A 19988-nucleotide genomic window follows, 5' to 3' on the forward strand; every position below is an offset into this window, starting at 1 on the left:
CAAGAATCACAGCCTGCTGGCTCATCGCAGTGTCAGCGCCTACACTGCCGATCCGCCCAAGGAGCCCTGCCATGCTGATTGTTGCCGACGAAAATATCCCGCTGCTCGATGCTTTTTTTGCCGGTTTCGGCGAGATCCGGCGGGTGCCGGGCCGTTCCATTGACCGGGCCACGGTCGAACAGGCCGACGTGCTGCTGGTGCGCTCGGTAACTAACGTCAATCGTGCGTTGCTCGAAGGCAGCAAGGTGCGGTTTGTCGGCACCTGCACCATCGGCACCGATCATCTGGATCTCGAATACTTCAATGAGGCCGGCATCACCTGGTCCAGTGCGCCCGGCTGCAATGCCCGGGGCGTGGTGGATTACGTGCTCGGCAGCCTGATGACCCTGGCCGAAATCGAAGGCGTCGATTTGAGTGAGCGCACTTATGGCGTGATCGGCGCCGGTGAAGTGGGCGGTCGCTTGATCAAGGTGCTCAAAGGGCTGGGTTGGAACGTGAAAGTCTGCGATCCGCCGCGTCAGGCAGCCGAGGGCGGTGACTATGTCAGCCTGGAGCAGATCATCCAGCAGTGCGACGTAATCAGTCTGCACACGCCACTGACCCGCAACGGCGACGGCGCGACCTGGCACTTGTTCGACGAACAGCGTTTACAGCAACTCAAGCCCGGCGCCTGGCTGATCAACGCCGCCCGTGGCCCGGTGGTGGATAACGCCGCGTTGCGCGAAGTGCTGCTGGAACGTGAAGACCTGCAGGCGGTGCTTGACGTGTGGGAAGCCGAACCGCAAGTCGATGTGGCGTTGGCTGAACTCTGCGTACTGGCGACGCCGCATATCGCCGGTTACAGCCTCGATGGCAAGCAACGCGGCACGGCGCAGATCTATCAGGCTTACTGCGAATTCATCGGTCAGCCGGCCAGCATTCAGCTCAGCGATCTGTTGCCGGCACCATGGTTGTCGGAAGTTTCCCTGCATGCCGACAGCGATCCGGCCTGGGCGCTGGCGATGTTGTGCCGTGGTGTGTACGACCCGCGCCGGGACGATGCGGATTTCCGCCGCACCCTGTTGGGTAGCGTCGGTGAGCAACGTGCCGCGTTTGATGTGTTGCGCAAACAGTATCCGGTGCGCCGCGAGATCGAAGGGCTGAAAGTGCGGATCGAAGGGCATTCCCCGGCGTTGCAGCAGATCGTGACGGCGCTGGGCGCTGTGGCCGTTTAAATCGCGGGCAGAAAAAACCCGGCCTCCAGGGGCCGGGTCAGGAAGACGGTGGCGATATCACTTTTGTTCGGCAGGCTTGACCAATCGCTTCTCCAGTTCGCGGCAGGCGTTCTGGATCATGTCTTCAGTGATTGGCACTTCGCGCCCATCCTTATCGATAATCGAGCAACCCAGAGGTTGGCCGGGCTTGGTGCGGATCACTTGAATCTTGTCATCGCTGCTGTGTTGCAAGGACATGGCCTGTCTCCTCATCAGGTTGTGTATGCACAATAAAACCGTCAGGTGACCAGGCTGTGACAACTCCCTTCGATCTTTCCGGAACGGTATCTCCACTCAAGCAGAAATGACCGTTCGTCTCAACCCGGGCATTAGACCGATAGCATCTAGGGGGTAGTCTGGCCGGTCATAATTAACCTGACTCATTGTGATTTGCAGAGTTCCACCCCATTGAGTGTCCAGGCTGGCCCCATTAATCAGCACACGACGTGAACCTGAATGATCCCGATGCTTTCCTCGCGCCACCGCCGGGCCCTGCGCCTGACCAGTCATTTTCTTCAGCCTTATCGCTGGCAGGCCTTCGGCGCACTGCTCGCGCTGATCGTCACGGCCGGCATTACGTTGTCGATGGGGCAGGGCATCAAACTGCTGGTCGACCAAGGCTTCATGACTCAGTCGCCGCACCTGCTCAACCAGTCCATTGGTCTGTTCATGCTGTTGGTGTTGGGGCTCGCGGTCGGCACCTTTGCCCGGTTCTATCTGGTGTCATGGATCGGCGAGCGGGTGGTGGCTGACATTCGTCGGCAGGTGTTCAACCATCTGGTTTACCTGCATCCCGGGTTTTACGAGGACAACCGCAGTTCGGAAATCCAGTCACGCCTGACCGCTGACACGACATTGCTGCAATCGGTGATCGGCTCGTCGCTGTCGCTGTTCCTGCGTAATTTGCTGATGGTCATTGGCGGTGTGGTACTGCTGTTCATCACCAATCCCAAACTCACCAGCATCGTGGTGATCGCGCTGCCATTGGTGATTGCGCCGATCCTGATTTTCGGGCGCCGCGTGCGTAATCTCTCTCGACTGAGTCAGGACCGGATCGCCGACATTGGCAGCTATGTCTCGGAAACCCTCGGCCAGATCAAAACGGTGCAGGCCTACAACCATCAGGTGCAGGACGAACAACGTTTCGCCAGCACCGTCGAGCAAGCGTTCGAAACGGCGCGCAAACGGATTTTCCAGCGGGCCTGGCTGATCACGCTGGTGATCGTGCTGGTGCTCGGTGCCGTCGCGGTGATGTTGTGGGTCGGCGGCATGGACGTGATTGCCGGGCGAATTTCAGCCGGTGAGCTGGCGGCGTTCGTGTTCTACAGCCTGATCGTCGGCAGTGCGTTTGGTACGTTGAGCGAAGTGATCGGCGAATTGCAGCGGGCAGCGGGCGCTGCCGAGCGTATTGCCGAATTGTTGCGTTCGGAGAACATTATCCAGCCGCCGAAAGCCGGACTGGTGACCTTGCCGGAGCGGATCAAAGGCGAGCTGGCGTTGCAGGACGTGCGCTTTTCCTACCCTTCGCGTCCCGAAAGCTTCGCCGTTGACGGCTTGAGTCTGACGGTCAACGCGGGCGAAACCCTCGCGCTGGTCGGGCCGTCCGGCGCGGGCAAGTCCACGGTGTATGACTTGCTGCTGCGCTTCTACGATCCGCGCGAAGGCCGGATTCTGATTGATGGCGTGCCACTGACGAGGCTTGATCCTTTGGATTTGCGCCGCTGTTTCGCACTGGTTTCGCAGACCCCGGCGCTGTTCTTCGGCAGCGTCGAAGAAAACATTCGCTACGGTTGCCCGACCGCCACCCTGGAACAAGTGCAGGAGGCGGCAAAAATCGCCCACGCCCACGACTTCATCGAACAAATGCCCGACGGCTACCAGACCCATCTGGGCGACGGCGGTCTCGGTCTGTCAGGCGGCCAACGCCAGCGCCTGGCCATCGCCCGGGCGCTGCTGGTCGACGCGCCGATCCTGCTGCTGGACGAAGCCACCAGCGCCCTCGATGCCCAGAGCGAACACCTGATCCAGCAAGCCCTGCCGAGCCTGATGCAAAACCGCACCACCCTGGTGATCGCCCACCGCTTGGCCACAGTGAAAAACGCTGATCGGATTGCGGTGATGGACCAGGGCAAGCTGGTGGCGATTGGTACGCATCAGGAGCTGATCGCGAGCAATCCGCTGTATGCGCGGTTGGCGGCGTTGCAGTTCAGTGATGGGCATCTGGCTTCGACCGACCCAGTAACCGACTAAGTAACCGACCCAGTCGAGCGCCATAAAAAATGCCCGCATCTCTCGATGCGGGCATTTTTGTTTACGTCGATCTTTGCACGATCACTGATCGTCAAAGTACCGCTCATGCCAGTCCACCAGCGGTTGCGGCGAGTTGAGTTTCTGGCCGTAGATCACCGAGTAGGACAGCACGTTCTGCACGTACTGGCGGGTTTCGTCGAACGGGATGCTTTCTACCCACACGTCGAAGCTCAGGTGATCGGCGCCACGCAGCCACTGGCGTACGCGGCCGGGGCCGGCGTTGTAGGCGGCGGAGGCGAGCACGCGGTTGCCGTTGAACTGGCTGTGCACCTGGCTCAGGTAGGCGGCGCCGAGCTGGATGTTCTTGTCCGGATCGAGCACTTGCTGCGGCGAGGCCAGAGGGATGCTGAACTTGCGCGCGGTTTCCTTGGCGGTGCCGGGCATCAGTTGCATCAGACCGCTGGCGCCAACGCCGGAGCGGGCGTCGTCCATGAAGGCGCTTTCCTGACGGGTGATGGCGAACACCCAGCTTGAGTGCAGGCCGCGGACCTTGGCTTCACGCACGAGGGTGTCGCGGTGGGCCATCGGGAAGCGGATGTCCAGGTCGTCCCAGTATTGCGCCTGGCTGATGGTGCGGATCGCCGGGAAGTACCACTTCAGGTCGTAGGCCAGTTTGGCCTGGGCGACCATTTCATCGCGGTTGAAGTGACGGCTGACGTGGTACCACTCGCGACGCCCGTCGACGATCTGCCCGCGGGCGTGGAATTCCAGCGCGCGACGTACGCCGGGCGTGTTGCGCACCTTGTTGATGGTGGCCTGGCTGAGTACCAGCGGTTTGTTGACCAGCGAATAAGGCAGCTGCGAGCGATCGGCGGCAAGGAAACCGTAGAAATCCCGTTCCCGTGCGAGGCTCTTGTACAGCGTCTGCGCTTCCGGGTTCTGCGGTTGCGCCAGTTCCAGGCTGCGAGCCTGCCAGTAACGCCAGCGGTTGGTGGTGGCCAGATCCTGCGGCAGGCGGCGGGTCAACTGATAGGCGTCGTCCCAGCGCGCCAGACGCAGCAACAGGCGCAGGCGCCATTCGGAAACAGTGTTGTCGCGCAGTTCCGGGTCATATTTGGTCATCACGTCCAGCGCACGGCTGTCGAAACGACGGGCGAGGGTCAGGCCGATTTCCCGGGCGATCGCGACTTTTTCATCCCGGGAGAAATGCATGCTGCTGGCGTAGCCGTCGAGCAGGTCCATGGCCTTGTCCGGATCCTGACGCGCCAGACGGCGCAGGCCGAGGCTGACGATGTCCGACATCGGCTCGTCGGCCGGCGTGAAGCGCGACGGCTGGTTGAGCAGTTCCGGTTTCTGCGCGACATCCACCAGTAGACGCCCGCGTGGGGCAAGGGTGGTCAGGCCGTTGACCAGACTGTTGGCCAGCGGATAGTTGCGTGTCTGAGCAGCGAGCTTGGTGCGTTCCCAGCGTTTTTGCTCGGTCAACTGGCCGTCGGCAGCCCAGATCCCGAACAGCGCATCACACGCCGCCGGTTGCGATTTTCCGGTCAGCCACAGTTTGTCGGCGTTGGCATAACCCTCGGCCTTGCGGCCGCTGCTGATCTGGTATTGCGCGTTCAGGCAATCCAGCTCGGTGAAGTTGAGTTTCGGGTCGTAATACTTGACGAAGGTCGCCCATTCACCGCGGTCGGCCAGCCAGCGCAACCAGCGCAGCTTCATCCAGTTGGCCTGGGGCAGGTCACCGTGTTCGGCGAGGAATTTTTCGATTTCCGCGTTGCTGGCGGTCTTCAGCCGGGCGGTCAGCTCGTCGTAGGCCAGGTACGGTTCCAGCGGATAATCGGCGAGGGCCTGGCTGTAACGGAAGTACGGGCCGGTGTCGCCCTTGGCCAGGGCGCGTTTGGCCTCATCGTAATACTGGCGCTGGGTGGACAGGTCCACCGCCTGGGCGGATTGGGCAGCAGCGGCGGTGAGTAGCAAACAGGACAAAACACTGAAAAGGCGACTGCGCATGAGACATCCGGGCAGAGAAATCATGACAAGTGCCGACAGTGGCGGCACTGAATTGTCTGTAGCTTAGCCTTTTGCCAGCAGCCGGCGAAAGCTTTGCGGGCCTTGTGGCACAAGTTCGCAACAATTGTTGTGCAGAGTGCGTCAGCGGCGAAATTGCCGGCCTGCTCGGGTCCCGATTCAGGTAGAATGCGCGCCCGGTTTTTGGAGAAGCTCATGACCCTGCTCAAATTCAGCGATGTGTCCCTTGCATTCGGCGCGATGCCGTTGTTGGACAAGGTGTCCTGGCAGATCGCCCGTGGTGAGCGGGTGTGCATCATCGGCCGCAACGGCACTGGCAAGTCCAGCATGATGAAACTGGTCAAGGGCGACCAGAAGCCTGATGACGGCTCGGTGTGGCGTGCCCCCGGTCTGAAAATCGGTGAATTGCCGCAGGAATTGCCGGTGGCCGACGAGCGGACCGTGTTCGACGTGGTCGCCGAAGGCCTCGACGGCGTTGGCGCCTTGCTCGCCGAATACCATCACCTGAGCCAGAACATCGTCACCGACGCCGATCTGGACAAGCTGATGCACGTCCAGCACGACCTCGAAGCCCGCGATGGCTGGCGCTTGCAGACCCTGGTCGACAGCACGCTCAGCCGCCTGCAACTGCCAGCCGACAAGACCCTCGCCGAGTTGTCCGGCGGCTGGCGTCGTCGTGTGCTGCTGGCACAGGCGCTGGTGTCAGAGCCGGATCTGCTGCTGCTCGACGAACCGACCAACCACCTGGACATCGGTGCGATTGCCTGGCTTGAAGAAGCACTGAAGGATTTCCAGGGCGCCGTGCTGTTCATCACGCACGACCGTTCCTTCCTGCAAAACCTCGCTACCCGCATCCTCGAACTGGATCGCGGCGGCCTGATCGACTGGAACGGCGACTACGCCAGTTTCCTGGTTCACAAAGAAGCTGCGCTGGCTGCCGAAGAAACCGCCAACGCGCTGTTCGACAAGCGTCTGGCCCAGGAAGAAGTGTGGATTCGTCAGGGCATCAAGGCTCGTCGTACCCGTAACGAAGGCCGCGTACGTGCGCTGAAAGCCCTGCGCGTGGAGCGCAGTGAGCGTCGCGAGCGCACCGGCAAGGCCAACATCCAGTTGGATACCGCAGAGAAGTCCGGCAAGCAGGTGATGGTGCTGGATAACGTGAGCTTCGCGCATCCGGGCGGTCCGTTCCTGATTCGCGATTTCTCCATGGTGCTGCAGCGCGGCGACCGGATCGGTCTGCTCGGCGCCAACGGTACCGGCAAGACCACCCTGCTGAAACTGATGCTCAGCGGTCTGCAACCGACCAGCGGCAAGGTGGAAGAGGGCACCCGGATCGACGTGGCCTACTTCGACCAGTTGCGCCATCAGCTGGATCTGGAAAAGACCGTGATCGATAACGTCGCCGAAGGTCGCGACTTCATCGATATCGACGGCCAGAGCCGCCACGTGCTCAGCTACCTCGGCGACTTCCTGTTCAGCCCGCAGCGCGCCCGTACGCCGGTGAAGGCGTTGTCCGGTGGCGAGCGTGCGCGTCTGTTGCTGGCCAAACTGTTCAGCAAGCCAGCGAACCTGCTGGTACTCGACGAACCGACCAACGATCTGGACGTGGAAACCCTCGAACTGCTCGAAGAAGTGCTGTTGACCTTCAACGGCACTGTGCTGATGGTCAGTCACGACCGGGCATTCCTCGACAACGTGGTGACCAGCACCCTGGTCTTCGAAGGTGAAGGCAAGGTTCGCGAATACGTCGGTGGCTATCAGGACTGGATCCGTCAGGGCGGTTCGCCGCGTCTGTTGGGCGTGACCGAAAGCAAGTCCGGCAAGGCTGACCTGAATTCGGCGGTGGTCACTGCCGAGCCGGCTCCGGTCGTCGCGCCTGCTGCTGCGGCCCCGGCTGCGAAGAAGAAGCTGAGCTACAAGCTTCAGCGCGAGCTGGAAGCGTTGCCGGGCGACATCGACGCCAAGGAGCAGCAGATCGCTGCTGTTGAGGCTGAAATGGCTGAAGCCGGTTTCTACCAGCGTCCGCCGGCCGAAACGGCCAAAGTCATTGCTTCGCTGGAGCAGTTGCAGGCTGAGCTGGATGCGTTGGTGGAGCGTTGGGCCGAGCTGGACGCCTGATAGCTTCCGGTCATAAAAAAGCCCGGCGTCCAGTGATGGACGCCGGGCTTTTTGTAGATCGGATCAGCGTTTGACCAGGTGCACCGCCAGCACATCGCAAGGCGCGCCGTGCAGGACATCGTTGGCGGTCGAGCCCAATAGCAGCGCCAGGCCGTGCCGGCCATGGCTGCCGACCACGATCAGGTCGCATTCCTGATCCTTGGCGAAATGGTGGATTTCCTGGCGTGGCTGACCATAGGTCAGGTGGCAGTTGGAGCCTTCCAGTTCGGTGTATTTGTGCTTCAGGCGCTCGAGGCGCTCCTTGGCCTGATCGAACTGCTGTTGTTGCAGTTGTGACAGATCCATTGGCACGTCACCCCCGAAGGCCATGGCCATCGGTTCGACGATATGCACCAGCGACAGCTTGGCGCCATTGCTCACCGACAGCTCTCGGGCGCGGTGGATCACAGGGTCGCACTCTTCGGTCAGATCTACGGCGACCAGGATATGGTGGTAGGGCATGAGGTGCTCCTCGTGAGGGATCAATATTGTTAAGTATGGCTGGTTTCAAGCGCATTGGTTCCAAAGTGACGCAATGGGCTCATCAAGATTCGGGAGTAGAGATATGACGGTCTGGCTGGTGGTGTCAATCCTGCTGGTGGTGTTGAGCCCCCTGGCGTGGTTGCGCCCGTCGCGTGCACAGAGTGGCCGGATAGCCTTGCGCACGGAGGCCCGGCGCATCGGGCTGGCCATGCAGCTGGCGCCTCAGGAGTGGCCGCACTGGCTGTCTCAGGAGCCGCCCAATCCGTGTGCGCAATACCATCGGCCGCGGCGCAGCAAGCAGCCGGTGTGCTGGACGTACTGGCAGAAATCCCCGGGCATGTGGGTCAATCAGTGGCAGGAAGCCTGTGAAGACCCGCTTCTGCTGAATCATTTCGAGAAATTGCCGGGCAACGTTTTCAAGGTTGAAGCCGACAAGCAGATGATCGCGCTCTATTGGGGCGAGAAAGGCGAAGCGGCGGTTTTGCTGGAGATTGATGCCACGCTGAAAGCGCTGGCATGACTCGCGGACTTTTCGCGCTGCAACGGTGCGAAACGTCCGGCAGACGAGCAATAAAAAGCCCGACATGATTCATCGGGCGGGGTTGGCCAGGCAGGCCGGAAATTCTTTTTGGCGTTGATCCGGTCAGGTCCGGTCAGCAAATCTGCGCCTGTTTTCCTTCGTAGTCCAGCCAGCGTAGCCTGTTAAACAAGGCCTGCGGCGAATTAGGGCGACTTTTCTAACTATTAATCTTATGAATGCCCTCACATGCAAGCATGTGTTGGCGGGCTGCGTCTTACAGAAATGACCGCAAAGTCGCATTTCAACCCGTATTTAGGGCGATTGACAATTGTCGGAAATTCCGTGAAGGTGGCGTACCCAAATCAAACGGGCGTATGAATTGAGCGTTTGTATTGCAGACTGCTCCTACAGAATCCCGACTATCGCGTTGGCGGGTGTGCCGGGTGGATTGGTGTCAGCATTGACGAAAAAGCGTCCTGCCGAGCCATTCGCCTGCGTCCGACGTGTACTGTTCAGCTTCCATATCGTGGAGATCAGTTGATGATTTACGAAGGTAAAGCCATCACGGTTAAAGCTCTTGAAAGTGGCATCGTCGAATTGAAATTCGACCTCAAGGGTGAGTCCGTCAACAAGTTCAACCGTCTTACCCTGAACGAACTGCGTCAGGCCGTAGACACCATCAAGGCAGATGCTTCGATCAAGGGCGTGATCGTCAGCAGTGGCAAGGACGTGTTCATCGTCGGCGCCGACATCACCGAATTTGTCGACAACTTCAAGCTGCCGGATGCCGAGCTGGTTGCTGGCAATCTCGAAGCCAACAAGATCTTCAGCGATTTCGAAGACCTCAACGTTCCGACCGTCGCCGCGATCAACGGCATCGCCCTGGGTGGCGGTCTGGAAATGTGCCTGGCCGCGGACTACCGCGTCATGTCCACCAAGGCCAAGATCGGTCTGCCGGAAGTCAAACTGGGCATCTACCCGGGCTTCGGCGGTACCGTGCGTCTGCCGCGCCTGATCGGTGCCGACAACGCTATCGAGTGGATTGCCGCCGGCAAGGAAAACCGTCCTGAAGACGCGCTGAAAGTCGGCGCTGTCGATGCCGTGGTTGCTCCTGAAAAACTGCAGGACGCGGCCCTTGAACTGATCAAACGCGCCATCTCCGGCGAGTTCGACTACAAGGCCAAGCGCCAGCCGAAGCTGGAAAAGCTCAAGCTGAACGCCATTGAACAAATGATGGCTTTCGAAACCGCCAAAGGTTTCGTGGCTGGCCAAGCCGGCCCGAACTACCCGGCCCCGGTCGAAGCGATCAAGACCATCCAGAAAGCCGCGAACTTCGGTCGCGACAAGGCGCTGGAAGTCGAAGCCGCAGGTTTCGTGAAACTGGCCAAGACCTCTGCCGCGCAGAGCTTGATCGGTCTGTTCCTGAACGATCAGGAACTGAAGAAAAAGGCCAAGGCCTACGACGAAATTGCCAAGGACGTGAAGCAGGCTGCCGTACTGGGCGCCGGCATCATGGGTGGCGGTATCGCCTATCAGTCGGCCTCCAAAGGTACGCCGATCCTGATGAAGGACATCAACGAGCACGGTATCGAGCAAGGTCTGGCGGAAGCCGCCAAGCTGCTGGTCGGCCGCGTTGATAAAGGCCGCATGACCGCCGCGAAAATGGCTGAAGTGCTCAACGGTATTCGTCCTACGCTGTCCTACGGCGATTTCGGTCACGTTGACCTGGTCGTTGAAGCTGTAGTCGAGAACCCGAAAGTCAAGCAAGCCGTTCTGGCGGAAGTCGAAGACAAGGTCAAAGAGGACACCATCCTCGCGTCCAACACCTCGACCATTTCCATCAGCCTGCTGGCCAAGGCCCTCAAGCGTCCGGAAAACTTCGTCGGCATGCACTTCTTCAACCCGGTGCACATGATGCCGCTGGTGGAAGTGATCCGTGGCGAGAAGTCCAGCGAGCTGGCTGTTGCCACCACCGTTGCCTACGCCAAGAAAATGGGCAAGAACCCGATCGTCGTCAACGACTGCCCGGGCTTCCTGGTCAACCGCGTCCTGTTCCCGTACTTCGGCGGTTTCGCCAAGCTGGTCAGCGCCGGTGTGGACTTCGTCCGTATCGACAAGATCATGGAAAAATTCGGCTGGCCGATGGGCCCGGCATACCTGATGGACGTGGTCGGCATCGACACCGGCCACCACGGTCGTGACGTGATGGCTGAAGGTTTCCCAGATCGCATGAAGGACGACCGTCGTTCGGCCATTGACGTGCTTTACGAAGCCAAGCGTCTGGGTCAGAAGAACGGCAAGGGCTTCTATGCCTACGAGGCCGACAAGAAAGGCAAGCAGAAGAAAGTCGCCGACCCGTCGGTACTGGAAGTGCTCAAGCCGATCGTCTACGAGCAGCGTGAAGTCACTGACGAAGACATCATCAACTGGATGATGATCCCGCTGTGCCTGGAAACCGTGCGTTGCCTGGAAGACGGCATCGTCGAAACCGCTGCCGAAGCCGACATGGGTCTGGTCTACGGTATTGGTTTCCCTCCATTCCGTGGCGGTGCGCTGCGTTACATCGATTCGATCGGTGTTGCCGAGTTCGTTGCCCTGGCCGACCAGTACGCTGATTTGGGCGCGCTCTACCACCCGACCGCGAAGCTGCGTGAAATGGCCAAAACCGGCCAACGGTTCTTCGGTTAAGCGTCCCAACTTTTGAGCGAGAGTGAAATTTTATGAGCTTGAATCCAAGAGACGTCGTGATTGTCGACTTCGGTCGTACTCCGATGGGCCGCTCCAAGGGCGGCATGCACCGCAACACCCGCGCTGAAGACATGTCGGCGCACCTGATCAGCAAACTGCTGGAACGCAACGCCAAGGTCGATCCTGCCGAAGTCGAGGACGTGATCTGGGGCTGTGTGAACCAGACCCTGGAGCAGGGCTGGAACATCGCGCGCATGGCGTCGCTGATGACCCAGATCCCGCACACCTCGGCCGGCCAGACCGTCAGCCGTCTGTGTGGCTCGTCGATGAGCGCGCTGCACACCGCTGCGCAAGCGATCATGACCGGAAACGGTGACGTGTTCGTGGTTGGCGGCGTCGAGCATATGGGTCACGTAAGCATGATGCACGGTGTCGATCCGAACCCGCACATGTCCCTGTACGCGGCGAAAGCCTCGGGCATGATGGGCCTGACTGCTGAAATGCTCGGCAAGATGCACGGCATCACTCGCGAACAGCAGGACGCCTTTGGCGTGCGTTCCCACCAGTTGGCCCACAAGGCAACCGTGGAAGGCAAGTTCAAGGACGAAATCATCCCGATGCAGGGCTATGACGAGAACGGTTTCCTGAAAACCTTCGACTACGACGAAACCATTCGTCCGGAAACCACCCTGGAAAGCCTGGCGGCTCTGAAGCCGGCGTTCAATCCAAAGGGCGGCACCGTGACTGCCGGTACTTCGTCGCAGATCACCGATGGTGCTTCGTGCATGATCGTGATGTCGGCGCAGCGTGCACAGGACCTGGGCATTCAGCCTCTGGCCGTGATTCGTTCGATGGCAGTGGCAGGTGTGGATCCGGCGATCATGGGCTATGGTCCGGTACCGGCTACTCAGAAAGCACTGAAACGTGCCGGCCTGGGTATCAACGATATCGACTTCTTCGAGCTCAACGAAGCGTTCGCCGCACAGGCTCTGCCAGTGCTGAAAGACCTGAAAGTGCTCGACAAGATGAACGAGAAGGTTAACCTGCACGGCGGCGCGATCGCCCTGGGTCACCCGTTCGGTTGCTCCGGTGCCCGTATTTCCGGCACCTTGCTGAACGTGATGAAGCAGAATGGCGGCACCTTCGGGGTGGCCACCATGTGCATTGGCCTCGGCCAAGGCATCTCCACCGTCTTCGAACGCGTTTAAGCGTCTCGTCGATGGAAGCCGGGGCCAAGTGCCCCGGTTTTTGTTTTTGCGGATTTATTTTTGTATTTATTTTGAAAAAATTTGAGTGAGGGCCGAAGCGTGCCGATACAACCTGGGCTCTACCAACATTACAAAGGTCCGCAGTACCGCGTATTCAGTGTTGCGCGGCATTCCGAGACCGAAGAAGAAGTGGTCTTTTACCAAGCCCTGTATGGCGATTACGGCTTTTGGGTACGTCCCTTGAGCATGTTCCTGGAGTCCGTCGAAGTTGACGGCGAGCAGGTCCCGCGCTTTGCTTTGGTGCAAGCCGAACCAAGCCTTTTTTCGAAGCCATAAGGCGAGTGCGCGCAAAACCCTGCGCTTGACCTCACCTTGTAGCCACTATATATAGCGGTGCCGCGTCAGGCGCCAACCGCCTTTCACTTCTAGAATTCAGGAATTTTCTGATCCATGGGCAAATCGCTGGTCATTGTGGAATCCCCGGCTAAGGCCAAGACCATCAACAAGTATCTGGGCAACCAATACGTGGTGAAGTCGAGTATCGGCCATATCCGAGACCTGCCCACCAGCGGTTCGGCTAGCGCCAGCAAGGAGCCTGCCGCCAAGCGCGGCAAGGCCGCCGCGGGCGAAGGACCGGTGCTCTCGCCGAAGGAAAAGGCACGTAAACAGCTCGTTTCGCGCATGGGTGTCGATCCCGATCATGGCTGGAAAGCCAAGTACGAGATCCTCCCGGGCAAGGAAAAGGTCATCGAGGAGCTGCGCCGGCTCGCCAAGGATGCTGACACCATCTATCTCGCAACCGACTTGGATCGCGAGGGGGAAGCCATTGCCTGGCACCTGCGCGAAGCCATCGGTGGTGACGACAGCCGCTACAAGCGCGTGGTGTTCAACGAAATCACCAAGAAAGCGATTCAGGAAGCCTTCTCGGAGCCGGGCGAGCTCGATATCGATCGAGTGAACGCCCAGCAGGCTCGTCGCTTCCTCGACCGCGTCGTGGGTTACATGGTTTCGCCGCTGCTGTGGGCCAAGATCGCTCGTGGCCTGTCCGCCGGTCGTGTGCAATCGGTTGCCGTGAAACTGGTGGTCGAGCGTGAGCGCGAGATTCGCGCGTTCAATCCGGAAGAATACTGGGAAGTGCATGCCGATCTCGGCACCACCAAAGGTTCGACCGTGCGTTTCGAAGTGGCGCGTGAGAAGGGCGAAGCTTTCAAGCCGCTCAACGAAGCTCAGGCCATGGCTGCGCTGGAGAAGCTGAAATCCTCCAGCTACAGCATCGTCAAGCGTGAAGACAAACCGACCAGCAGCAAACCGTCGGCACCGTTCATCACTTCCACCCTGCAACAGGCCGCGAGCAACCGCCTGGGCTTCGGCGTGAAGAAAACCATGATGATGGCTCAGCGTCTGTACGAAGCTGGCTACATCACTTATATGCGTACCGACTCGACCAACCTCTCGGCTGATGCCGTGACGATGGCGCGCGATTACATCGAAACCGAATTCGGCAAGAAGTACCTGCCGGAGTCGCCGAACGTCTATAGCAGCAAGGAAGGCGCACAAGAGGCTCACGAAGCGATCCGTCCTTCCGACGCCAACACCACGCCGAGCAAGCTCGCGGGTATGGAGCGTGATGCTGAGCGCCTCTACGAGCTGATCTGGCGCCAGTTCCTGGCTTGCCAGATGCTGCCGGCGCAATACCTGTCGACCACCGTCAGCGTGGCTGCTGGCGACTTCGAGCTGCGTGCCAAGGGCCGTATCCTGAAGTTCGACGGTTACACCCGCGTTCTGCCGCAAATCGCCAAGCCTGGCGACGACGATGTCCTGCCGGACATGGCGCAGGGCGACGTGATGAAACTGATCAAGCTTGATCCGACCCAGCATTTCACCAAGCCACCGGCCCGTTACTCGGAAGCCAGCCTGGTGAAGGAAATGGAAAAGCGCGGCATTGGCCGTCCTTCGACCTATGCGGCGATCATTTCGACCATTCAGGATCGCGGTTACGTGACCCTGCATAACCGCCGTTTCTATTCGGAAAAGATGGGCGACATCGTCACCGAGCGTCTGTCGGAGAGTTTCTCGAACCTCATGGACTACGGCTTCACTGCCGGCATGGAAGAAAACCTCGATGACGTGGCCCAGGGCGAGCGCGACTGGAAAAACGTGCTGGACGAGTTCTACGGTGACTTCAAAAAGAAACTTGAAGTAGCCGAGAATCCGGAAGCCGGCATGCGCGCCAATCAGCCGGTAATGACCGACATTCCGTGCACCACCTGCGGCCGTCCGATGCAGATTCGTACTGCCTCTACCGGCGTGTTCCTCGGTTGCTCGGGCTATAGCCTGCCGCCGAAAGAACGCTGCAAGGCCACCGTCAACCTGGTGCCGGGCGATGAAATCGCTGCGGACGACGAGGGTGAATCGGAATCCCTGGTGCTGCGCGGCAAGCATCGCTGCCCGATCTGCAGCACGGCGATGGACGCTTACCTGCTCGACGAAAAGCGCAAGCTGCACATCTGCGGTAACAACCCGGATTGCGCCGGCTATGAAATCGAAGAAGGCAGCTACCGCATCAAGGGCTACGAAGGTCCGAGCCTGGAGTGCGACAAGTGTGGCAGCGAGATGCAGCTCAAGACCGGCCGTTTCGGCAAGTTCTTCGGTTGCACCAACGCGACCTGCAAGAACACCCGCAAACTGCTGAAGAGCGGTGACGCGGCGCCGCCGAAGATGGATCCGGTGAAAATGCCTGAGCTGAAATGCGAGAAGGTCAACGACACCTATATCCTGCGTGACGGTGCTTCCGGACTGTTCCTGGCGGCCAGTCAGTTCCCGAAAAACCGTGAGACCCGTGCTCCGCTGGTGATCGAGATTCTGCCGCACAAGGATGAGATTGATCCGAAGTACCACTTCCTGTGCGAAGCGCCGCAGAAGGATCCGGATGGTCTGCCAGCAGTGATTCGCTACAGCCGCAAGACCAAGGAGCAATACGTCCAGACCGAAGTCGACGGCAAGCCGACTGGCTGGAAAGCGTTCTTCGACGGTGGCAAGTGGACCGTTGAAGACAAGCGTCCGGCAAAAGCCAAGGCTTGAGCAAACGCTGATCTGAAGGTGCGCTGATCAGGCGCCTTCAATACAAAAGGCCGCATGACAACCTTCGGGTTTTCATGCGGCCTTTTTGTTTAAAGCTTGCGGTCGGATCGGCTGATCCATGACACTGTCCGGCCTGTGTGAAGCAATTATTTCGTTGTGGAGAGTGCCGCTATGGCCCACGAACTCTATACCCGTACCAATCAGAAGATCTATTTCGCGGGTCTGTCGCTGGAAGCGCTGGCCAGGGCCGAAGAGGGGCGGGCGATGAATTCGCTGGCGCTGATTCAGGCCGGGCGCGAATCGGCGTTGTTCCATCTCTATGGTGCGCTGCTGGGGTTATGTCACGAAATTGCCGGGTTCTACAGGCTGCCGCAGGCCAATGCGCCGCGAGCTGAAACGCTGCTGACGCGTGAAGTGCTGGAGTCGATTGCCATTCCGGAGTTGGCCGAGATGGTTGAGTTGGCGGGTAATCCGGAAACCTGGCTGGCTAAATTGCTGGCCGCGCATTCGGCGCTGTTTCAGCCACCACGTGTGCCACACAAGCCAAAGGGTGATGTGACCCAGCCGCTGATTCAGGCGGTTAATCTGGATGAAGAGCAGGCGCCCGAAGAATTGAGTCGTGAAGAGCTGGAGAGCTGGCGGCAGAACCTGAAGGGTCTGGCCATCCGTTTCCGTGAAGGCTTGAACGAGTGCTGATGGCTTCCTGGCTGGCGGCGACGAGATGCGTGCTGCTGGTCAAGATCCTGAGCGAATCCTGAACGATCTCTATATAATCCCTGCCTTTCGTGGAGAACAGACCCATATGCCAACGTCCTTTCTAGAAATTGTCGAGCTACCAGACGGCCGAATCGAACTGCGCAGGGCCGAGGACGAGGGTTCTCTGGTAACTCTGGATTTCTCCGAGGATGCCAAGGCATTTCTGCAGGGCCAACACGTTGAAATTGCCAAGGCGATGCTGAGCGTCGGCGTGCAAATGGCCGGTCGAATGGTTGAAGGCGAGTTTGATAAGGAAGAGGGGCCGCGGGTTCTTCATTGAGCACCGCCCGTCGATTATCCCTTCGGTTCGGCTTCTCTATCCCTTGAGAAGCCCCGCGCTCGAAGTAGCGCGCATGCAGTCAGCCCAGTCGAATATTCAGGCTTTGAGCGTCCCCGGTGCGGGCGGCGCTGATCAGTTGTTGGCGTGAGCCTGAGTTGAGTGGGTTCAACCATGTCACCACCGTATGGCTACGACCCAGGCGCAGGGCTTCGCAAGCCAATTGCTGAGCGCTCTGTGTGCCGCGCGGGTGCAACAGCAGGATGCGTTCACGATTCAATCCGGCATCCCGCAACCAGGTTTGGGTCAGGCTCGCCGGTGGCGCGATCAGGGTCAGCCAGCGTGCGTCCTGGTCATCACTCAATTCGCGAAGAATCGGTGCCAGCAGGTTCAGGCAGTTCCCGGCCGCGCCGCGCAGCGACAGTTCACTGAACGCTTCGGGTTCGACATTCCATGGGCGCTCGGCTACATCCTTGAGGATGGGGGCCAGTGGTTGCGCCAGAAATGCCTCGAACAACGGCAGCTGTGTTTGCTGAGGTGCGTGTGGGAACTGCATAAAGCCTCCTTTAGCGGCGGATGACGCCGACACTCAAGCCTTCGATCACCAGTTCCTGATCTTTCAGGTTGACTTCGATAGGGGCGAACTCAGGGTTTTCGGCGATCAGCCAGACCTTGCTGCCATCGCGCTTGAAGCGTTTGACCGTCACTTCGTCGCCGATCCGGGCGACGACGATCTGACCGTTGCGTGCTTCCCGGGTCGTGTGAACCGCCAGCAGGTCACCGTCGAAAATACCGATGTCCTTCATGCTCATCCCGTGGACGCGCAAAAGGTAGTCGGCGCGAGGGTGGAAGAAGGCCGGGTTGATATTGCAGGACTCTTCGATGTGTTGCTGGGCGAGAATCGGTGCACCGGCGGCCACGCGGCCAATGATCGGTAGGGTGGATTCGTCAACCTTGGCTTCGAAGCCTGGGATTCGAATGCCGCGAGAGGCCCCCGGGGTCATCTCGATCGCGCCTTTGCGGGCGAGCGCCTTGAGGTGCTCTTCGGCGGCGTTGGGGGATTTGAACCCCAGTTCCTGAGCGATTTCCGCGCGGGTCGGCGGGTAGCCGTTGTCTTCGAGGCAGCGTTTGATAAAGGCCAGAATCTCGGCTTGGCGTGGCGTCAGCTTAATCATATTGATCGCTCTGTCTTTTTATACAGTGACTGGGATTATATACAGTGAGTCGGTCTTGGCAATGATCGTTTTTTGCCAGGCCGCCGGACGGTCAGTGACGGCGTCGATTAATGTGGCGTCCTTGTTGTGGTTAAATACCTGACCGACCATTCCCAAAACGAACTGGCAGGCTTGACAAGGCATAGGCTGAAACGTATGTTTCAAACAAGTGTTTGTCAGGCGGAGTAGCCATGGCCCAGTCGGAAACCGTTGAACGCATTCTTGATGCTGCAGAACAGCTGTTCGCGGAAAAAGGTTTCGCCGAAACCTCATTGCGTCTGATCACCAGCAAGGCAGGGGTCAACCTCGCTGCGGTGAACTATCACTTCGGTTCGAAGAAGGCGCTGATCCAGGCAGTCTTCTCGCGTTTCCTCGGTCCGTTCTGCATCAGTCTCGATAAAGAGCTGGAGCGGCGTCAGGCCAAGCCGGAGAACAAGCCTTCGCTTGAGGAGCTGCTGGAAATCCTCGTCGAGCAGGCACTGGTGGTACAGCCACGCAGCGGTAACGATCTGTCGATCTTCATGCGCTTGCTCGGACTTGCATTCAGCCAGAGCCAGGGCCACTTGCGCCGTTATCTGGAAGATATGTACGGCAAGGTATTCCGCCGCTACATGTTGTTGGTGAACGAAGCCGCCCCGCGCATTCCTCCTATCGAACTGTTCTGGCGTGTGCACTTCATGCTTGGTGCTGCGGCGTTCAGCATGTCGGGTATCAAGGCGTTGCGCGCGATTGCCGAGACCGATTTCGGCGTCAACACCTCCATCGAGCAGGTGATGCGTCTGATGGTGCCGTTTCTGGCGGCCGGCATGCGTGCCGAAACCGGCGTCACCGACACGGCGATGGCCACCGCGCAGCTGCGACCACGCAGCAAATCGGCGCCGACGCCTGCCAAGGTTTAACTGTCCATGGGTGGGCGCGGCAGCTGACATCCGCTAAGCTAGCCGCCCATGCCGACTCTCGTTCTGAACCCGTTTCTCATTGAAATCACCGACCTGCCGGGCAATGCCCCTGGTGGTGGTTTCGTGGGCAACGGGTTTTTCGTTTTCAAGGAATCTCTATGACTGCTGGCCTGCAAGGCTCGTTGATGGTGGACGTCGCCGGTACCTGGCTGACGGCCGAAGATCGCCAATTGTTGCGTCAGCCCGAAGTGGGCGGCCTGATCATTTTTGCCCGCAATATCGAGCATCCGCGCCAGGTGCGTGAGTTGAGCGCGGCGATCCGTGCCATTCGCCCGGATCTGCTGCTGGCGGTGGATCAGGAAGGCGGTCGCGTCCAGCGCCTGCGTCAGGGCTTCGTGCGTCTGCCGGCCATGCGAGCCATTGCCGACAACCCGAACGCCGAGTATCTGGCCGAGCAATGCGGCTGGATCATGGCCACTGAAGTGCTGGCTGTCGGCCTCGATCTGAGCTTTGCCCCCGTGCTGGACCTGGATTACCAGCGCAGCGCCGTGGTTGGCACTCGTTCGTTCGAAGGCGATCCGGAGCGTGCAGCACTGCTCGCCGGTGCTTTCATCAAAGGCATGAACAGTGCCGGCATGGCGGCTACCGGCAAGCATTTCCCCGGTCACGGCTGGGCGGAAGCCGACTCTCACGTCGCAATCCCCAACGACGAGCGCAGTCTTGAAGAGATCCGCGCCAACGACCTGGTACCGTTCGCCAAGCTGAGCAAGCAACTGGCCGCCGTCATGCCTGCCCACGTGATTTATCCGCAAGTCGATGCGCAGCCCGCCGGCTTCTCCCGGCGCTGGTTGCAGGACATCCTGCGTGGCGAGTTGCAGTTCGACGGCGTGATCTTCAGTGACGACCTGTCGATGGCCGGTGCGCACGTGGTGGGCGATGCGGCCAGCCGTATCGAAGCCGCACTCAGTGCCGGTTGCGACATGGGCCTGGTGTGCAACGATCGCGCTGCCGCCGAGCTGGCCCTAAGCGCCGCGCAACGCATGAAGGTCAAGCCGTCGCCACGCATCGCGCGCATGCGCGGTCAGGCGTTTGCCAACACCGAATACCGTCAGGATCCGCGCTGGCTGACCGCTGTCGGCGCGCTCAAAGACGCTCAACTGATCGATTAAGGATT

At 59.7% G+C, this 19988-nt stretch carries 17 protein-coding genes; 12 read left to right on the plus strand and 5 right to left on the minus strand.

Annotated features, from left to right (window positions below; translation table 11 throughout):
- Positions 1-71 precede the first annotated feature (71 nt).
- Complete coding sequence (pdxB, locus tag AC1RR7_RS00145; protein ID WP_102621850.1) at positions 72-1214, plus strand: 4-phosphoerythronate dehydrogenase PdxB; 1143 nt, start codon at positions 72-74, stop codon at positions 1212-1214.
- Positions 1215-1271: 57 nt separating this feature from the next.
- On the opposite strand, the gene AC1RR7_RS00150 is transcribed toward pdxB, so the two are convergent.
- Entirely contained in the window at positions 1272-1451 is a 180-nt protein-coding gene (locus AC1RR7_RS00150) for a PA1571 family protein (protein WP_065260694.1), read from the minus strand.
- 258 nt (positions 1452-1709) lie between these two features.
- On the opposite strand from AC1RR7_RS00150, the gene AC1RR7_RS00155 reads away from it, so the two are divergent.
- Positions 1710-3503: an ABC transporter transmembrane domain-containing protein gene (locus tag AC1RR7_RS00155; RefSeq protein ID WP_493155631.1), complete on the plus strand. Its 1794-nt coding sequence runs from the start codon at positions 1710-1712 to the stop codon at positions 3501-3503.
- Positions 3504-3584: 81 nt separating this feature from the next.
- Here AC1RR7_RS00155 and AC1RR7_RS00160 read toward each other — a convergent pair whose 3' ends face one another.
- Complete coding sequence (locus AC1RR7_RS00160) at positions 3585-5513, minus strand: transglycosylase SLT domain-containing protein (RefSeq protein ID WP_096822095.1); 1929 nt, start codon at positions 5511-5513, stop codon at positions 3585-3587.
- Between the two features lie 213 nt (positions 5514-5726).
- On the opposite strand from AC1RR7_RS00160, the gene AC1RR7_RS00165 reads away from it, so the two are divergent.
- On the plus strand, positions 5727-7649 hold the full coding sequence (locus tag AC1RR7_RS00165) for an ATP-binding cassette domain-containing protein (protein WP_102621847.1): 1923 nt from the start codon (positions 5727-5729) through the stop codon (positions 7647-7649).
- Between the two features lie 63 nt (positions 7650-7712).
- Here AC1RR7_RS00165 and AC1RR7_RS00170 read toward each other — a convergent pair whose 3' ends face one another.
- Complete coding sequence (locus AC1RR7_RS00170) at positions 7713-8150, minus strand: universal stress protein (RefSeq protein ID WP_047295289.1); 438 nt, start codon at positions 8148-8150, stop codon at positions 7713-7715.
- Between the two features lie 103 nt (positions 8151-8253).
- Here AC1RR7_RS00170 and AC1RR7_RS00175 point away from each other — a divergent pair, with 103 nt between their 5' ends.
- The 7 genes from AC1RR7_RS00175 (at position 8254) to AC1RR7_RS00205 (ending at position 16704) form a co-directional block, all read left to right on the plus strand.
- The gene (locus AC1RR7_RS00175; protein WP_102621846.1) at positions 8254-8691 is read left to right on the plus strand and encodes a hypothetical protein; all 438 of its coding nucleotides are present in this window, start codon (positions 8254-8256) and stop codon (positions 8689-8691) included.
- A 540-nt stretch (positions 8692-9231) separates the two neighbouring features.
- Positions 9232-11379 carry a fatty acid oxidation complex subunit alpha FadB gene (gene fadB / locus AC1RR7_RS00180; protein WP_096822092.1) on the plus strand — a complete coding sequence of 716 codons (2148 nt, stop codon included), beginning with the start codon at positions 9232-9234 and terminating at the stop codon, positions 11377-11379.
- Between the two features lie 32 nt (positions 11380-11411).
- A complete protein-coding gene (gene fadA, locus AC1RR7_RS00185) occupies positions 11412-12587 on the plus strand; it encodes an acetyl-CoA C-acyltransferase FadA (protein ID WP_085608206.1) in 1176 nt (391 codons plus the stop codon).
- 99 nt (positions 12588-12686) lie between these two features.
- The gene (locus AC1RR7_RS00190; protein ID WP_007953059.1) at positions 12687-12923 is read left to right on the plus strand and encodes a DUF1653 domain-containing protein; all 237 of its coding nucleotides are present in this window, start codon (positions 12687-12689) and stop codon (positions 12921-12923) included.
- A gap of 114 nt (positions 12924-13037) precedes the next feature.
- Entirely contained in the window at positions 13038-15668 is a 2631-nt protein-coding gene (topA, locus tag AC1RR7_RS00195) for a type I DNA topoisomerase (protein WP_096822091.1), read from the plus strand.
- Positions 15669-15839: 171 nt separating this feature from the next.
- A complete protein-coding gene (locus AC1RR7_RS00200; protein ID WP_085733483.1) occupies positions 15840-16364 on the plus strand; it encodes a DUF6586 family protein in 525 nt (174 codons plus the stop codon).
- 106 nt (positions 16365-16470) lie between these two features.
- Positions 16471-16704 carry a hypothetical protein gene (locus tag AC1RR7_RS00205; RefSeq protein ID WP_003226592.1) on the plus strand — a complete coding sequence of 78 codons (234 nt, stop codon included), beginning with the start codon at positions 16471-16473 and terminating at the stop codon, positions 16702-16704.
- 79 nt (positions 16705-16783) lie between these two features.
- Here the strand turns inward: AC1RR7_RS00205 and sulA are convergent, their stop codons facing one another.
- Complete coding sequence (gene sulA, locus AC1RR7_RS00210) at positions 16784-17257, minus strand: SOS-induced cell division inhibitor SulA (RefSeq protein ID WP_096822090.1); 474 nt, start codon at positions 17255-17257, stop codon at positions 16784-16786.
- Positions 17258-17267: 10 nt separating this feature from the next.
- Complete coding sequence (gene lexA, locus AC1RR7_RS00215; protein ID WP_096822089.1) at positions 17268-17876, minus strand: transcriptional repressor LexA; 609 nt, start codon at positions 17874-17876, stop codon at positions 17268-17270.
- Positions 17877-18106: 230 nt separating this feature from the next.
- On the opposite strand from lexA, the gene AC1RR7_RS00220 reads away from it, so the two are divergent.
- Together AC1RR7_RS00220 and nagZ are read left to right on the plus strand one after the other, a co-directional pair.
- A complete protein-coding gene (locus AC1RR7_RS00220; protein ID WP_085686822.1) occupies positions 18107-18814 on the plus strand; it encodes a TetR/AcrR family transcriptional regulator in 708 nt (235 codons plus the stop codon).
- 158 nt (positions 18815-18972) lie between these two features.
- On the plus strand, positions 18973-19983 hold the full coding sequence (nagZ, locus tag AC1RR7_RS00225) for a beta-N-acetylhexosaminidase (RefSeq protein ID WP_102621844.1): 1011 nt from the start codon (positions 18973-18975) through the stop codon (positions 19981-19983).
- The last annotated feature ends 5 nt before the right edge of the window (positions 19984-19988 follow it).

The sequence above is a fragment of the Pseudomonas sp. GW821-FHT11G12 genome (genome assembly GCF_058808055.1).

Excerpts from the sequence above, each read along its gene's own strand:
- pdxB (WP_102621850.1), top strand. The coding sequence starts at position 72 with ATGCTGATTGTTGCCGACGAAAATATCCCGCTGCTCGATGCTTTTTTT.
- AC1RR7_RS00150 (WP_065260694.1), bottom strand. The coding sequence starts at position 1,451 with ATGTCCTTGCAACACAGCAGCGATGACAAGATTCAAGTGATCCGCACC.
- AC1RR7_RS00155 (WP_493155631.1), top strand. The coding sequence starts at position 1,710 with ATGATCCCGATGCTTTCCTCGCGCCACCGCCGGGCCCTGCGCCTGACC.
- AC1RR7_RS00160 (WP_096822095.1), bottom strand. The coding sequence starts at position 5,513 with ATGCGCAGTCGCCTTTTCAGTGTTTTGTCCTGTTTGCTACTCACCGCC.
- AC1RR7_RS00165 (WP_102621847.1), top strand. The coding sequence starts at position 5,727 with ATGACCCTGCTCAAATTCAGCGATGTGTCCCTTGCATTCGGCGCGATG.
- AC1RR7_RS00170 (WP_047295289.1), bottom strand. The coding sequence starts at position 8,150 with ATGCCCTACCACCATATCCTGGTCGCCGTAGATCTGACCGAAGAGTGC.
- AC1RR7_RS00175 (WP_102621846.1), top strand. The coding sequence starts at position 8,254 with ATGACGGTCTGGCTGGTGGTGTCAATCCTGCTGGTGGTGTTGAGCCCC.
- fadB (WP_096822092.1), top strand. The coding sequence starts at position 9,232 with ATGATTTACGAAGGTAAAGCCATCACGGTTAAAGCTCTTGAAAGTGGC.
- fadA (WP_085608206.1), top strand. The coding sequence starts at position 11,412 with ATGAGCTTGAATCCAAGAGACGTCGTGATTGTCGACTTCGGTCGTACT.
- topA (WP_096822091.1), top strand. The coding sequence starts at position 13,038 with ATGGGCAAATCGCTGGTCATTGTGGAATCCCCGGCTAAGGCCAAGACC.
- AC1RR7_RS00200 (WP_085733483.1), top strand. The coding sequence starts at position 15,840 with ATGGCCCACGAACTCTATACCCGTACCAATCAGAAGATCTATTTCGCG.
- AC1RR7_RS00205 (WP_003226592.1), top strand. The coding sequence starts at position 16,471 with ATGCCAACGTCCTTTCTAGAAATTGTCGAGCTACCAGACGGCCGAATC.
- sulA (WP_096822090.1), bottom strand. The coding sequence starts at position 17,257 with ATGCAGTTCCCACACGCACCTCAGCAAACACAGCTGCCGTTGTTCGAG.
- lexA (WP_096822089.1), bottom strand. The coding sequence starts at position 17,876 with ATGATTAAGCTGACGCCACGCCAAGCCGAGATTCTGGCCTTTATCAAA.
- AC1RR7_RS00220 (WP_085686822.1), top strand. The coding sequence starts at position 18,107 with ATGGCCCAGTCGGAAACCGTTGAACGCATTCTTGATGCTGCAGAACAG.
- nagZ (WP_102621844.1), top strand. The coding sequence starts at position 18,973 with ATGACTGCTGGCCTGCAAGGCTCGTTGATGGTGGACGTCGCCGGTACC.